Source organism: Shewanella sp. MF05960, assembly GCF_050849305.1.
Lineage (GTDB): Bacteria > Pseudomonadota > Gammaproteobacteria > Enterobacterales > Shewanellaceae > Shewanella.
This window is the reverse complement of sequence record NZ_JBOZPS010000015.1, coordinates 15,090-30,978: the sequence shown is the minus strand read 5'-3', so window position 1 is coordinate 30,978 and position 15,889 is coordinate 15,090. Positions and strand designations below refer to the sequence as shown.

Below are 15,889 nucleotides of genomic sequence, written 5' to 3'. Positions count from 1 at the left end.
CTCTTTTGTTGAGTTTATTCCAGGTGGAGTCGCGGCGAGTTTTTATAGCAGCATGTTATTAGCCAGCCTAGTAACGCTGGCATTAGTTATCATGCAATACAGCAACAATAAACGCATTAATCAGTTCACAACGGGCAATACATAAACAATGTGCGGCAGCCGTTTTGCCCGTAATCATCTTAAATTAGCGCTTTGACTCGTGCCAGTTGCGACTGAAACAACACACTATCTTGATGCGACACGATGTCGCTTTGGGTTATCCCTAAAGCGACTAATCGACAGGCTTCATCTGCTTCAAAGTGATAACCCAACGAATGGCGATTATCGGTATATGAGTCAACTAAATCATCGAGATGATATAAGTGACACTCTGATGCTCTAAATGCATCTGGAATAACGATGTAGCCTTTATCGCCAATCAAATAAGCATTATTACTTAATCGACATTGAAATGAACTTGCGAGGCTTACCGCAACCTGTTCACTTTTGCCGATGATAATCACATCATCTTCAACACCCGTCTCACATAGCTGGGCTTGCACATATAAATCATCGATATCGGCGGCTAAAAAGTAGTCAGCAATGGCTAACGGGTAAATGCCCATATCAAGTAAACAACCACCAGCCAATTGTCGATTATATTCACGGCCATTTGGGCTGAAGGGAATGGGGTAACCAAAGTCGACTTTGACATGTTTAAGCTGGCCGATTTTACCGTCTTCGAGCCACTGTTTGGCCTGCTTCATTGCCGGTAAAAAATAGGTCCATAAGGCTTCCATTAACAGTAAACCCTTTTGTTGTGCCAATTGGCACAACTGTTGGCACTCTTCAACTGACACTGTCATTGGTTTTTCGCACAATACATGCATACCCGCCATTAAGGCATCATAAGCTTGTTGAAAATGAAAGTTATGTGGGGTGGCGATATACACAATATCGACATTAGGATCGTCAAATAACGCTTGATAACCCTGGTATGATTTATCAACCCCATATTGTTTAGCAAACGTATCGGCATCCGCTTGCTGACGAGCGGCAACAGCATACAAATGGCTTTGCGGTGAGAAAGCCAGATCCTGACAAAATAACGCAGCAATTCGTCCTGTACTGACAATGCCCCAATTTATTATTTTCATGAACACTCCATTTCAATGTCGGTTAATCCGCGTTACGTTAATGTCGAAATAAGCTTCATATTAGCACGTCGCGATATAGATAATATGCCAAGCTCACACCTTAAACACATGATTCACTTTGACGCGCACCTGCACTGTTTTGGTGAGAATGTTGCTAAGAGCAAGTGCAATATCGCCCATTTTTAGCCAGTTAACGCCGTAAAATGCCTACTGATACCTTGGCACAGTTCTGGCTTTAGTCTGGATGCTTTTAATGGTTTTCGGTTGGAATACTCTGTTGACAAGGGCTTGAATACTCAAGTCAAAAACCATTTATACCTGTCAATTAAATGGAGTATTTATGTCTAAAAACACCGCTTCTGCGGCGCTTGTTAGTGCTGCACTTTTATCTTCATCATCATCTATAGCTGATACCACCGTCATTCGCTCAAGCTTTATTCATTTCCTGCAAGACCCCGCACAAGCAGACAATATTAACGACACGTATCAATACTTTGAAGATGGCTTATTAGTGATTGAAAATGGTCACATTAAAACGTTAACGGCGTTTGACGCTCAAACCGCGCAGCAATACTCATCGATTATCGACAAACGAGGTAAATTAATCATTCCGGGGTTTATCGACACTCACACCCATTACGCTCAAACTCAAATGATTGCCGCATACGGCGAACAGTTATTGACCTGGCTTAATGCCAATACCCAAACAACCTGAAGATACTCGATTTCAGCAAGAATTTACACGCGTTTAGACAAGGCATTGATTGCGGGGAATGGTTGTTCCCTTTCCAAAATCAATAACGCAGCATAAACGCGTGTAAAACTTGCCCTTTGGGAGTTTCACCGTGTTCCCACTACGTTGTTGCGCTAATTTATAAGGTACCTACATTACCGCATTAACGCGCCTAGTATTGAAAACACGGTGAAGCTCTGAAACACGTATCTTCAAGTTGATTGGGTATATTTTCCTACTGAAGAACAATTTAGCGACATTGAACATGCGCGTAAAATTTCGCAGTTTTTTATTCACCAATTACTCAAAAATGGCACCACTTCGGCGCTGGTGTTTGGCACGGTTCATCCGCAGTCTGTTGATGCGTTATTTGAAACTGCGTTAACAAAAAACATGCGCCTTATTGCCGGTAAAGTCATGATGGATCGCAATGCTCCAGCGGAATTACTCGACACGCCAGAGTCAAGTTACCAAGACTCAAAAAACCTCATTGAAAAATGGCACAATAAAGGCCGTTTGCAATACGCCATCACCCCGCGTTTTGCGCCTACATCTACCCCGGCACAATTACAACTCGCGGGTCAGTTAAAAGCCCAATACCCAGATGTGTATGTGCATACTCATTTGTCTGAAAACAAAGACGAAATAGCCTGGGTAAAATCATTATTTCCTGAACGTGAAGGCTACTTTGATGTGTATGATCATTATGGCTTAACCGGTAAAAAATCCATTTTTGCCCATGCGATCCATTTAACCGACAAAGAATGGGACAGCTTTCAACAAACTGATTCAGTGATTGCTTTTTGCCCTACTTCTAACTTGTTTTTAGGCAGTGGTTTATTTGATTTAACCACCACAGACAGTAGGCATATTCGTGTAGGTTTAGGCACAGATGTAGGTGCAGGAACCAGTTTTTCACCACTACAAACCTTAAACGAAGCATATAAAGTCATGCAGTTACAAGGTAAAAAACTGTCGCCATTTAAAGGTCTGTACATGGCAACCTTAGGCGGAGCAACATCATTAAGTATCGACGACAAAGTCGGTAACTTTATGCCCGGCAAAGAAGCCGATTTTGTGGTGTTAGACTGGGCCGCTACCGATTTACAACAGCTGCGCTTTAGCTATTCAAGTGGCATTGAAGACAAACTGTTTGCACTTATTATGCTGGGCGATGACCGTAACATTTTTGAAACCTACGTCGCAGGTAAATCGGTGTACCAACGCGATACGCTTAACCCTAAATAAAAATTAAGACTCATTAATGACAACAATTTACCTTGTTGTCATTTTATGCGTTAGTGCACAAAAATTAACCATGTTTATGGTAAGGTTAATACCGGATGTTAGTTTTAGGGGTGCTAAATATGCAAACTCTCACCAAAGAATACATCACCTCACTGTTACCTGAGCGCCCTGATAACAGCCATAAAGCGACCTTTGGCCATGTGCTAAATATTGCAGGCTCAATGCATTATCGCGGTGCAGCATATTTATCGAGTTTATCAGCACTGAGAACAGGTGCTGGTTACGTGACACTGGCCAGCAGCCCTGGTGTTTGTCAGAGCGTAAGCGCATTAACGCCCAACATTGTCATGCGCCCGTTACCGACTCGGCCCATTATTTACGCCGAACTCAGTACGCAAATGACCGATTCTGTGTGTATCGAATTACAATCAATCGACACTGAATCTATTGATGAAAAAGCAGTAGCACAGTTACATGATTTATTAGAGCAAGCCTCGGTTATCACGGTGGGCAGCGGTCTGAGTATTGGCCAAAGTAAAGATGAGTTTAACGCCTCTACTGCACCATTAAGCACCACGGCGATTGCTGAGGGAAATCATGGGTTTTTCTTTGCCTTGCTCGGCGCACTGCAAACTCGCCCCCAAAGTATGGTATTTGACGCTGATGCGCTCAATTTTATCAGCCATTTTTTATATCATTTACAACCTCAAACACCCTTACGTTTACCTCAAAACAGTATTATTACCCCGCACCCTAAAGAGCTGGCACGCTTACTTAATATTGATGTTGAAGAAATTCAGTCTGATCGCGCTCATTACGCGACATTAGCAGCAAAACAGTTACACACGATCGTGGTATTAAAAGGTCACAATAGCGTGATAAGCAATGGAGAATATGCCTTTATTAACCCTACAGGTAACAGTGCACTCGCCAAAGCAGGCACGGGGGATGTGTTAACGGGGATGATTGGCGGGTTTTGTGCTCAAGGCATGAGCCCATTAAATGCAGCTTGCTTAGGAGTCTATTTGCACGGATTAGCGGGTGATTTAGCCGCACAGGCATTAAGCGAATATTCAGTGCTAGCCAGTGACTTACTTGACTATATCCCGCAAGCCATTAAACACATAATGGCAGACTAAAACCAGTCCACATTAGAATGTGCACTTTTAGCAAAAATGATCAGTGCGCTTCGCAGCAAGCTTTGAGGGCATAATACTCTCGGTAACGGCTCCAGAGCTGTTCTACTTCATCCATGCTGTAGTTCGTTAAGACAGGCCAACAAAGAAAGGCGCGCTGATTAATTCGCCCTTCGGGGGGATCACAAACCCTATTATGGTTTTAAATGACTTTGATGTGGATGAGTTTGATGTAAATGACTTTGATGTAGATGTCTTTGATGTAGATGACTTTGATGTAGATGACTTTGATGTAGATGACTACACCTACATTCATCTTCATTGTTCTTAGCCTCGTGACACAGCCTAAAATAGATCACTTTCTCATCAGGATTCGCATAACATCTGCACCGATAAAAGATGACTCCATATGGAAGAAGCACCGCAGCAGAGGATGAGCTTAGGTTAATGCATAAAACAATGTACGTTAGTGATTGATGATTTTATAAGCCACTATATCTAGCGATTATGATGTTTGTCTGCGCGATCGCGTAGACTTAAAAATGCCAAGCCAAAACGCGATTTCAAGCAAGATGCCCATGACAATAAACGCCACTGCACCAGTTGCACTGCCAACAAAATAACAAACTAAGGCTAAGCAAATTAATGCTGCTAACAATAAATATTGGGTCACTGCTGTCATGTAAACTCCGTAAATTATATGGCCATTTAATCAAAAATACTTAATCAACAGCACTAGATCAACGAGACTGTATCAATGAGACTGCATCAACGAGAGTGCATCATTGATGCTAAGAATCATCAATGAGGCTAAGAATCTAATCCATCAATGTAAAACATTACCATGTCACATAAGCGACACGATATTCACATTAACACGATTTAATCGATGACATTCGCAAAAAGTGACCATCTAAACAACCGTTTAACCGTATGGTATCGACTTGCTTTGATGAGTGATCTTTCATCCTAAATTGTAAAATTACTGCATTTCACAACGAATCATTTAAGCATCACACTAAATAAGAACTAAGCGAGTTTCTTCATGGTAAGTTCGCATTGCACACATTAGTTTAGGGCTAACTAATATCATGTACGCCATCAAGAGAGTACACAATGACAGTTTATTTACCGAAAAGCTGACATTGTTAACAAACCAGCAATCATGCTAAGTTAATGAGTCAATTAGGCGTATTTTTGCACAACTGTGTTGTTATGTTTTTTCGTCAAACCCATTTGTTACCACTCAAGATTACATAGAATACTAACGATTAAGTCTCATGGTTACAGACAATGGTTATAGAAAATGGTGACAAACATTAATGACAGACTACTCTACCCTCAGGTACGGAGCTCTATATGAAAAACAGATTTTTAATTGCTGGATTACTACTCAGTGCCTCTGCATTTCAAACCTCTGCACAAGAACATTGCGGCACAGTGACTATCGCCGACATGAATTGGAGCTCCGCGTCGTTAATTGCCAATGTCGATCAGTTTATTTTAGAGCACGGCTACGGCTGCGACGCCATGCTAACACCAGGTGATACCATACCAACGAGCACCTCTATGGTTGAAAAAGGTCAACCCGATATTGCCCCAGAAATTTGGTGGAACAACGTCAAAGACCTAATGGATCGAGGGATCAGTGAAAATCGTCTTGCTGTTGCGGGTCATTCACTCACCAACGGTGGCGAGGAAGGGTTTTGGGTACCTAAGTACATGGTTGATAAAGATCCGAGTCTGCAAACCATTAAAGGTATTATTGCCAACGCAGCGCTGTTTACCAATCCGGATAACCCAGAACGCAGCGCTTTTTACGGTTGTCCTGTCGGTTGGGGTTGCCAAATTACCGCAACCAATCAATATCGCGCGTTAAAACTCAATGCTGCAGGCTTTGATTTAATCACCCCTGGTTTTGGTGCGGGATTGTCAGGCTCTATCGCGCATGCTTATCAACGTAAACAACCTTGGTTTGGATATTATTGGGCACCAACGGCCATATTGGGAAAATATGACATGGTAAAAGTTGAGTTTGCGAACGAAAGCGATATCGCACATTTTCGCGACTGTATTTCAAAAGGAGAGTGTGCAGAGCCTAAAGCAACAATGTATCCAGCGGCATTAGTACAAACAGTGACTACGGCTAAATTTGCGCAGCAATCGCCCCTCGCATTCAGCTATCTTGGTAAACGTGCTTTTACTAATGCTCAAATGAATCAGTTGTTAGCCTGGATGGAAGAAAATCAAGCTGATAGTCAGGCGGCAGCTGAAGCATTTTTCATTAACCATAAAGACATTTGGGTTAACTGGGTACCCGCAGATATCGCTGCCAACATTCAACACGCAGTCGATACATTAGTAAAACCAATCCGCATGAATAAGTGACCACTCAGAATGCGTCCAGCGTTTTTTGATTAAGGCGTCGTTATGAGGTAATAGTTATTCCCTTTCACATAGCGAGAGTGCAGAGTAACAGCCGCGGCGGTTAAGCGTGAAAGAGGAGCACCAATTGATAACGTTATATTATAAAATCAGCCACCTATTCCACCAGATACTCGACTTAACGTTATTGTTTCAGCCACCCCGTTTGATTTCCTATCCCTATAATGTCCACTTATTAATGCAGATTGGTATTACTCACAAAGCAAGCTGAAAAAGTCTTTAATCGCCATAGGTTTATGGAAAAAATACCCTTGAAATGCACAACATCCCATTGCTGTTAACGTGTCCACTTCAGCTTCTGTCTCTACGCCTTCTGCAATTAACTCTAACTTAAAGGTTCTGGCAATTAGCATCGTCGCTTCAACGATGGCGCGGCTATCATCACGTTTATCGATAAGCGATACAAAGCTCCTATCAATTTTAATTTTATCGACAGGTAAATGCTTAAGATAACTTAGTGAGGAATACCCGGTCCCAAAATCATCAATAGACAATTCAAAACCGATTTGTTTTAACGCTGTAATTTTAGATACCGCCAAATCAATATCTTCGAGCATGGCGCTTTCAGTCAATTCAAGTTCGATATCACTCACTTTTATGTGATGTTGACTAATCAGTGTGCTGATGCGGTCAATAAACTCTGCTTGGTAAAACTGTTTTGCGCTGACATTGATGGCTAATTTGATAGGCATTTTTAATGGCAGTGTTTGCAATGTTTGAATGCATAAACACGCTTGTTCAAATATCCACTCGCCCAGCGGAATAATAAACCCGGTTTTTTCTGCAATCGTTATAAACTCATCTGGAGGGATAAAACCGAGCTCTGCATGTTGCCAACGGATCAATAGCTCTGCACCTATAATCTCACCATATTGATTAACTTGGGGTTGTGCCACCATAAAAAAATCATTTTGAATTAGCGCTTGTCGCATTTCTGTGTCGAGTAAATAACGACGTCGAGTTTGCTTTTCCATATCTTGCTGGTAGAACACCGAGCTAGTCCCGGTAGAGATTTTAGCCTTCGACATGGCCAAATCGGCTTGCAGATACACCGTATAAGCATCGCAACTAGCAGACGAAAAATAAGTAATCCCTATGCTGGCATTCACGTCAATACGTCGACCATCAATTTGATAATCTAATTCAAAACATTGATGTACTTTTAGCAACAACAGATCAAGGTCTTTTTGTAAGTTCAATTGGTTTGGGCATAAAATAACAAATGCATTACCCGAAAAACGCCCTACCATTTCCTGCTTAAGGCATATTTGTTGTAATCGTTGTGCGACCTGGCAAAGCAGTTCATCACCAACGATATGTCCTAGAGAATCATTAATGTCTCTGAAATGGTCTAAATCAATATAAATTAACGCACCATGGCGATCGTGTTGAACGCATAACTCAATTTGTTGGTTAAGCACATTAATAACTTGAGTGCGGTTAGGTAAACCCGTTAGTTCGTCATGGAATGCAATAAAAGTCAGTTGCTGCTCGGCTAGTTTCCGGCGCTCTACTTCACTCACCACTCGTGAATGCTGTAAAGAAGCACGGCAAACATAGAACAAATCTTTTACTGCTGGTGTAATAGCATTAATCACTTGCGGCGGTAAGGGAATGTCACAGCGTTCAAGTACAAAGAACGTGTGATCGATGAACGCGAACAGATGATAATAAGTCCCATGATGGACGACGTGTTGAGTGATCACATTATCAATGCTTGGCTCGTTCAATAACTTGGTAAAAAAATCTTTAATTTCTGGAACTTGCTCAGGATAACACGCCGTAACATTTGGCATACAAATCCGCCCTAAATGATTGCACGTCATCTCATTGGGAGTAAACAAGTCACCTGTCATTTTAGTCGGCATATACAAATAAGCCGCTCTAACGGATAAACGACGAATACACGTTTCCATGTAGCGCCGGCACAATGACCTTATATCAGTATTCGCATTTAAGCTGCGAGTGATTTCATACTGTATCGACACAAGTTCTAATGTGGCTAAGTTGGCGATAGAATTAATCACACTAAAGCCCCCCTAGCACGATGGTTTTATTAAGAAATTGAATGGCACCTTGGTCAGTATTTTTTATCTCACCAATAGATAATACTCCAGCCAATTTTTTCCCCACTGGCATCTGTGCATTAATGGCATTGAGTTCTAACTGATATTCATCATTTAAAAATAATGCTCGTGAAATACAATCAATCAGCACCACATAATGCATTTGCTCAGCCGTGTTTGGCTGTAGTTTTTGCGCAAATTGTTTACCTGCATCGCTGGCTGCCGTAATTAAAATATCTTTAGTGGCATTAAGAATATACACCAAACTGTTTTCAGCAACATTACCCACACACACAAGACTATTACCGTTAACTGCAATAATATCTCTAACTAAATACTCTTCATTTAATTGTTTTAAACCAAAAGGATAACTGTGTATGTGTTGGGCAATTTCATCTTGTGTGATGTCCATACCACTCACTTTGGATATTGCGTCACTATAAATATCTGCGGCAGGTTGGTAATTTAGACTATAGATTATGTTGTCTTTGGCTTCGGTGACTAAATAAGGACCTGCAACTTGAGGTAAGTCATGCTTGCCTTCTACTTGCAATTTAACGGTATTGGACAAACAAAAGATAATTGCGGCATTGCTAAAGCAGCCCTGTTCATTAGCCACACACATATTGAAGCGATTATTAAGATCTCCAACACCTGCGCCAATCAATATCCTGTCACTGCCAAGGTTTTCATAAACTGTTGCAATAAAGGGCTCTACTGCAGGACTTAATCCATCAACAAAAATACCTGCAGAACCCAAGGTGCCATTTGAGGCAACAAACTGTTGAAGTTGTTGGCATAAAACATCGTGACTTGCGGCAATATCTGGGATTAATAAACTGCATATTTTATCTTTAAAGCCAAGCACCAATACGCCTTTATAACTGTAATGATCTTCAAATATCACGCCAGGAATAATACAAGCATTGAGCGGCACAGGTGTGGCAACAGCAATAGCAGGAATAGATTCAATACGCAGTGTGGACTGAGAACCCATTAACACTAAAATATATTGTGCTTTTTGACTAACGGTGTGAGCGATTAATGAAACAACATCATCCTCAGTTGCCTCATCTAAAAATTCGATATTGGTGAATATAATTGTCATTACTTATCTGAAATTCCCTATCATCAAATGGCTTCATTATCATAGCTGATAATGGCATATTCTTAGCACGACAAATAGTGAATTGTGGTTTTCATCACATCATCTAATGAGCATAATTCACACTACCCTCTAATGACCTGCTTCATTTCAAATTTTGGATCAAGTACTTAAGTGACGTGAGTGAGTTCAATGCTTGTATGAGAAACAAACGAAAAGAGTAAAACATAACACGTCACCTACTGACTATAGGTGACGTTATTGTCACTTTTGGAATAAATTATAATCGCGTTTATCTACCCTAGTAACGTTTCTAAGCATTGCTCGTTGATGCCGTAAAACGCTTTAATATCGGCAATTTGCTGTAAAATTGCACTGTTGTCACGGGGTTGCTTACGTTTTTGCGCCAAGATCATTTTGTTTTTGCTGGTGTGTTCAAGGGAAATAAACTCAAACACTTGCGTGTCGTAACCGTGAGCTTCTAACAATAATGCGCGTAGGCCGTCGGTGATCATTTCAGCTTCTTGACCTAAATGGATCCCATGTTGTAATAATGGTGCCAGTAACTGCGGGCTTTGCATTTGTGGGCGAATTTGTTTATGACAACATGGCGAACACATAATAATTTCCGCACCAGTTTGGATGCCCATGTGCAGCGCATAATCAGTAGCGATGTCACAAGCATGTAAGGCAATCATGATATTAATGCCCTGCGCTTTAAAGTGTTGCACATCGCCCTGTTCAAACTTAATCCCAGTTAATGCTAGCTTCGCAGCCGTTTGATTACACAAATCAACTAAGCCCTGGCGTAACTCTACTCCAGTTACCTGGGTTTTCACCTGTAACTTATCGATAAAATAGTCATGCACGGCAAAGGTTAAATAGGCCTTACCTGAGCCAAAGTCGGCAATATGCACTTCATTTTTATCGGCTAAGCCGGTGTTATCAATGGCACGTGATAACACTTCAATAAACTTATTGATTTGCTTCCACTTTCGTGACATCGACGGAATAATCTCGCCCTTAGCATCGGTAATACCAAGTTCACGTAAATACGGACGATGTTGTTCTACAAAACGCTTTTTAGCTCTGTTGTGTGACATTGCATCATCATCGACGCTAATCTTTTTTTCGCTGGCTTTAGGGGCATTTTTATTGCGATATTTATTGATAAGCACTTTACCCTTTTTACTGATGCTCAACTGCACTTCCCACTCATTAGTCATTAAATGAGCGCTTTGAAAATCACTCTCTAACCATTGCTGGCAAAGGTTAGAGACATCGGCAAGTTCAACATTTTTGGTAATATGATTGGTACGGTATTCATATAAACAAGATGCAAGCCGCTGACCTTTAAGTTCAACACTGCGCACAGCAATGCGAGTCAGCTCTTTATCGTCGCCACGGTATTTTGAAAACACTAAGCGTTGTAACGTGTTGTCAGTTAACGCGTTAACACATTCTTGTACAAAGCCATTCAGTTCGAGGGGGGTTACGTTTGACATTAAAATCTCGTTTACATTAAAAAATTAAAGCGGTATAGCACAAATGATCCTAGCGCATCTAATCTAAGTGCTTCTCATCTTAGTGTCTCTCACCTAAGTGCATTTCATCTTAGTGCATTTCATCTAAGTGCATCACCTGCGGCTAATGCTGATGTCCTATTCTACACCATCTAGCCGATACAACTCTCCTATTGATATCATTTCTCTGTACAGAATGAGCCATGGTTTATGCACAAAAGAAAATGGTTGGAACAGATAAGTAAAATGCCAAATACTTGCCTGCGCGCAATACCATCTATATTAAAATAGCAATGCAAATACTGGTGCAGTAATGACCATCGCAATGCCGGTAAAAATCATGGTTAAACTGGCAATAACTCCCTCTTCTCGGCCAATTTGATTCGCTTTAGCCGCACCTGCGCCATGGGCTGATGCGCCTAAAGAAATCCCTCTTGCCAAGCTACTTTGTATTCTGGCAGCTTTAAATAACGGTTCACAAATTAGCATGCCCATAATTCCGGTCACTAACACCAACATCGCGGTGAGCTCAGGTATACCACCAAAAGCACTCGTGGCTTCAATAGCAAATGGCGTTGAAACAGAACGCACAATTAAGCTTTTAGATAACTCCGATGGCATATGAGTAAAGTGGACAATCATCCATGAAGAGCCAACACCTAAACATAAACCAACGAGTACACCCACACTGATGGTGAGTGGATAACGTTTAATCAACGCCCTTTCTCGATAAATCGGCACTGCAAATGCAATAGTTGCTGGCGCTAATAATGCTGGCAACCAATGGGTAAACTGAAAATAATCTTCGAGTGGGATCTTAAAAATCACAACTGTGAGTAATATTAATGTAGGTGCCATGATAATGGGCGCAAACCATATCCGTTGTTGACGTAAATAAAGCTGCTTACTGATGTAATAGCCAGCCAAGGTGAGTAATAAACACAATACACCTAACGATGAACCACTCATAACACCCCCTATATCCATTGCATTAACTCACAGACTATCTAAGCTGAAAACGCAGTGATGTGATGTGGTTTAAACGTTGTTGACGTTCAAATTTAAATAACTTGTCGACGACAAATGCGGTACCCAATAACACGCTGGTGCTAGCAAGTAACATGCACACAATTAGCTCAACACCGTAGCTTTCGAGTATTAATTGATATTTAGTCATCGCAACTACGGGAGGAATAAAAAATAATAGTAAATCGCCGATTAACCATGCGGAGCCTTTATTCACTGCTTTTTCAGGCACCCAGTGACAGGACAACAGTAATAATAACAAGCCCAAACCAATCACACTGCCCGGAATAATCGAGTGCACAGATTGCGCAAACCATTGGCATATCCATGCAAATAAACACAAGCCGACAACTTGAAAAAATAAGGTCGTTTTGCACTTTAACAAGCTTAGATGGGCGTTTAATGAAAATGTCATGTTGAATTACACTGTGGTTTTAATTAATAACTGAAGTTTACTCTTGCTTAATTTATAAAAAAAATGAATATTAATAATCAAATACATCACCTTTGGTTATACAAATGAATCTTAAAGCACTGCATTATTTCACTGAAGTGGTTAACGCTGGCGGTTTTGCTAAAGCGTGTAACCGTGCATTTGTCACCCAACCTGCGCTTTCTAAAGCCATTCGTTTGCTAGAGGAAGAGCTTGACATGATGTTGTTAGAGCGAGGAAAACGCGGAACGCAAATCAGGTTAACAGAAGCCGGTCACGTCGTTTATCGTCATGCCTCAAGATTAATAGAAGGACGCCAACTCATGTTAAATGATTTAGACAGTTTACGTAACTTGAATGGCGGCGTACTTAAACTAGGCTTAGCTCCGCTAGGGAGCGCTGAGCTATTTGCCCCTGTCATAGCAAAGTTTAGGCAGTTACACCCTCATATTGAATTACAACTTTTGGTACGTGGTGGTGTAGAACAAACTGTTGCACTACATAAAGACGAAATTGAATTAGCGACAGGTATTATTGATTTTGATGATGAATTTGATGGCATTCGAGTGCGCGATGAATCAATGGTTGTTGTGCTGCCCGCGGCCCATGCATTAGCAAGTAAACAAACACTACAACTGAGTGATCTCAATACATTAGCTCAAGTCATGTTTGAACCAGAATATGCATTATATGAATTAGTATTAGGCGCTTGTGCCAAAGCCGGTTTTACACCAAAAAATATCACCCGAGTCAGCCATGCTGACTTTGGTATTGCCCTCGTTGCCGCTGGCACTGGCGTAATGATACTGCCTAAAATTATTGCAGAGCGTTATCGGGTTAATGAGGTGGTTAATATTCCATTAGCCAGTGCCGACTTACGCTGGGAGTTATCATTATTTTGGCGTAAACAAAAACACTTATCATTTGCTGCAAAAGCCATGCTTCAGCTCGTTAAACAACATTTGAGCCAATTAGAAAATACCTATTAAACCAAAGAACAGTAACCATGCTTGTATCTAAATGGTGTAGTGACGCACTGAGCTTCATTCGACTAGCTATATATTCAATAGCAACGATATATCACCATATTGTGTCTTTTGCTCGTATAATATCGACATAACGATAAAGCGCTAGTCATCACATATTAACAGGTCTATTTATGTCAGCCGAAGTACTCGAAATCCAGAGCTTTATTGCTCAGCACGCTCCCTTTGATCAGCTTCCAGAACACGTTTTGATTGACGTTGCCAAAAGTGTTGAGATTTCTTATTACCGTACCGACAGTATGATTGTTAACTTTAATGACAGGATTACCGAACTTTATATGATCCGCAGTGGCGTCGTAGAGTTATATCGCCGTAAAGGAGAGCTCTATAATCGTCTTGATCAAGGGCAATTATTTGGCCAAATGGGATTACTGACTAATAATAAAGTGCGTTTTCCAGCCAAAGCGGTAAAAGATACCCTCGTATACTGTATTCCTGAATCAGTGTTCAATGATTTATGCGAAAATTATGATGATTTTGCAGATTTTGTTGAGGCTGAGGATACCACTCGGTTAAAACAAGCCGTAAAGGGTAAAACCGTTGAGGCTAATGCGCTTACCACCTCTAAAGTGAAAACCTTACTGACGAGAGAACCTGTTATTCTTCCTTGTAACAGCACGATACAAACCGTAGCCCAAATTATGGCTGAACAAAATATTTCTGCGGTATTAATTAATGACCCCAATATAGATGATCAACAAGATAGCAGTTTTGTCGGTATTATTACTGAACATGATCTTTGCGCTAAGGTGATTGCCGTGGGTGTCAATGTTGATAGCCCTATTTCACAAGTCATGTCGACCGATTTAATTTCACTGGATCATAACGCATATATATTTGAAGCGATGCTACTGATGCTTCGTAATAATATTGACCATCTGCCCATTCTTAAAAATAAAATCCCCATTGGCTTAATTGAAGTTGCCGATATTATTCGGTACGAGTCGCAAAATAGTTTGTTATTTGTCAGTAGTATCTTCCAGCAGAATAGTTGCGAGGATTTAGTATCGTTATCTTCGCAGTTAAAAAGTTGTTTTGTACGCATGGTTAATGAAGATGCTAACTCGCATATGGTCGGGCGGGCAATGTCTGAAATCGGCCGTAACTTTAAACAACGTTTATTAGAACTTGCTGAAGAAAAGTTCGGCCCACCACCAGTTCCTTACTGCTTTTTAGCGCTGGGTTCAATGGCTCGTGATGAGCAACTGATGGTAACCGATCAAGACAATGCCATTATTTTAGATAATAGTTATAACGTCACGGTGCATGGTGAATATTTTGCAAAGTTAGCAGATTTTGTGTGTGATGGTTTAGCGGCTTGTGGTTACAGTTATTGTACTGGCGATATTATGGCCAGTAATCCTGAGCATCGTAAAACTCGCTCAGAGTGGGAAGCATGTTTTGCTGACTGGATAGAAAACCCAAACCCAAAAGCTTTATTAAACAGCTCTATATTCTTCGATCTTACTGGGGTTTATGGTCGGGTTAAATGGGCAGAACAATTAAATACATTTATCTTGAGTAAAGCCAAGAAAAACAACCGTTTTTTAGCTTGCCTGGCGCACAACGCCCTTAACCGTAAACCTCCGCTGGGGTTTTTTAAAGACTTTGTGATGGAAAAAGATGGTCGTCATAATAACGCCATTAATTTAAAACGTCGTGGTACTGCGCCATTGGCAGACTTAATCCGAGTACATGCGCTAGCCATTGGCTCACAAGCACAAAATTCATTTGAACGCTTAGAAGATATTATCGACGCGGGCATTTTGCCCAACTCAAAGGGGGAAGACTTACAGCATGCGATGGAACTTATCTCTTTGGTGCGCCTGCGCCACCAATCATCCGATATTGAATCTGGGATAGAACCTGATAACAATATTGAACCAGAAAGTATGTCTGATTTTGAACGTCGTAATCTTAAAGATGCTTTTTTAGTGCTAAGCAATGCGCAGAACTTTTTGAAATTTCGCTACAGTTCCAACAAACTTTAAA

At 41.0% G+C, this 15,889-nt stretch carries 12 protein-coding genes and 1 pseudogene; 6 read left to right on the top strand and 7 right to left on the bottom strand.

The window, feature by feature from the left end:
- Positions 1–179: 179 nt before the first annotated feature.
- The gene (locus tag ACROAE_RS14835; RefSeq protein WP_432403086.1) at positions 180–1,136 is read right to left on the bottom strand and encodes a Gfo/Idh/MocA family protein; all 957 of its coding nucleotides are present in this window, start codon (positions 1,134–1,136) and stop codon (positions 180–182) included.
- A 340-nt stretch (positions 1,137–1,476) separates the two neighbouring features.
- Between ACROAE_RS14835 and ACROAE_RS14830 the strand changes: the two genes are divergently transcribed.
- The 3 genes and pseudogenes from ACROAE_RS14830 to ACROAE_RS14820 all read left to right on the top strand — a co-directional run bounded on the left by ACROAE_RS14830 (position 1,477) and on the right by ACROAE_RS14820 (position 4,256).
- Complete coding sequence (locus ACROAE_RS14830; protein ID WP_432403084.1) at positions 1,477–1,851, top strand: hypothetical protein; 375 nt, start codon at positions 1,477–1,479, stop codon at positions 1,849–1,851.
- A gap of 258 nt (positions 1,852–2,109) precedes the next feature.
- Positions 2,110–3,117 (top strand): annotated as a pseudogene (guaD, locus tag ACROAE_RS14825) (guanine deaminase); the annotation flags it as partial.
- A 119-nt stretch (positions 3,118–3,236) separates the two neighbouring features.
- Entirely contained in the window at positions 3,237–4,256 is a 1,020-nt protein-coding gene (locus ACROAE_RS14820; RefSeq protein ID WP_432403082.1) for an NAD(P)H-hydrate dehydratase, read from the top strand.
- 502 nt (positions 4,257–4,758) lie between these two features.
- On the opposite strand, the gene ACROAE_RS14815 is transcribed toward ACROAE_RS14820, so the two are convergent.
- Positions 4,759–4,935: a hypothetical protein gene (locus ACROAE_RS14815; RefSeq protein WP_432403080.1), complete on the bottom strand. Its 177-nt coding sequence runs from the start codon at positions 4,933–4,935 to the stop codon at positions 4,759–4,761.
- A 677-nt stretch (positions 4,936–5,612) separates the two neighbouring features.
- Between ACROAE_RS14815 and ACROAE_RS14810 the strand changes: the two genes are divergently transcribed.
- On the top strand, positions 5,613–6,641 hold the full coding sequence (locus ACROAE_RS14810) for an ABC transporter substrate-binding protein (protein ID WP_432403078.1): 1,029 nt from the start codon (positions 5,613–5,615) through the stop codon (positions 6,639–6,641).
- 248 nt (positions 6,642–6,889) lie between these two features.
- On the opposite strand, the gene ACROAE_RS14805 is transcribed toward ACROAE_RS14810, so the two are convergent.
- From ACROAE_RS14805 to ACROAE_RS14785, 5 genes are all read right to left on the bottom strand, one after another.
- Positions 6,890–8,725 (bottom strand): putative bifunctional diguanylate cyclase/phosphodiesterase, encoded by a 1,836-nt coding sequence (locus ACROAE_RS14805; RefSeq protein WP_432403077.1) that lies wholly within the window; start codon positions 8,723–8,725, stop codon positions 6,890–6,892.
- A 1-nt stretch (position 8,726) separates the two neighbouring features.
- The gene (locus ACROAE_RS14800) at positions 8,727–9,872 is read right to left on the bottom strand and encodes an FIST signal transduction protein (protein ID WP_432403075.1); all 1,146 of its coding nucleotides are present in this window, start codon (positions 9,870–9,872) and stop codon (positions 8,727–8,729) included.
- Positions 9,873–10,165: 293 nt separating this feature from the next.
- Complete coding sequence (locus ACROAE_RS14795) at positions 10,166–11,374, bottom strand: class I SAM-dependent methyltransferase (protein WP_432403073.1); 1,209 nt, start codon at positions 11,372–11,374, stop codon at positions 10,166–10,168.
- Positions 11,375–11,674: 300 nt separating this feature from the next.
- Positions 11,675–12,361 carry an LrgB family protein gene (locus ACROAE_RS14790; RefSeq protein ID WP_432403071.1) on the bottom strand — a complete coding sequence of 229 codons (687 nt, stop codon included), beginning with the start codon at positions 12,359–12,361 and terminating at the stop codon, positions 11,675–11,677.
- 34 nt (positions 12,362–12,395) lie between these two features.
- Positions 12,396–12,833: a CidA/LrgA family protein gene (locus tag ACROAE_RS14785; protein WP_432403069.1), complete on the bottom strand. Its 438-nt coding sequence runs from the start codon at positions 12,831–12,833 to the stop codon at positions 12,396–12,398.
- Between the two features lie 104 nt (positions 12,834–12,937).
- Between ACROAE_RS14785 and ACROAE_RS14780 the strand changes: the two genes are divergently transcribed.
- Positions 12,938–13,840: a LysR family transcriptional regulator gene (locus ACROAE_RS14780; protein ID WP_432403067.1), complete on the top strand. Its 903-nt coding sequence runs from the start codon at positions 12,938–12,940 to the stop codon at positions 13,838–13,840.
- A 170-nt stretch (positions 13,841–14,010) separates the two neighbouring features.
- On the top strand, positions 14,011–15,888 hold the full coding sequence (locus ACROAE_RS14775; RefSeq protein WP_432403065.1) for a putative nucleotidyltransferase substrate binding domain-containing protein: 1,878 nt from the start codon (positions 14,011–14,013) through the stop codon (positions 15,886–15,888).
- Position 15,889 lies beyond the last annotated feature (1 nt).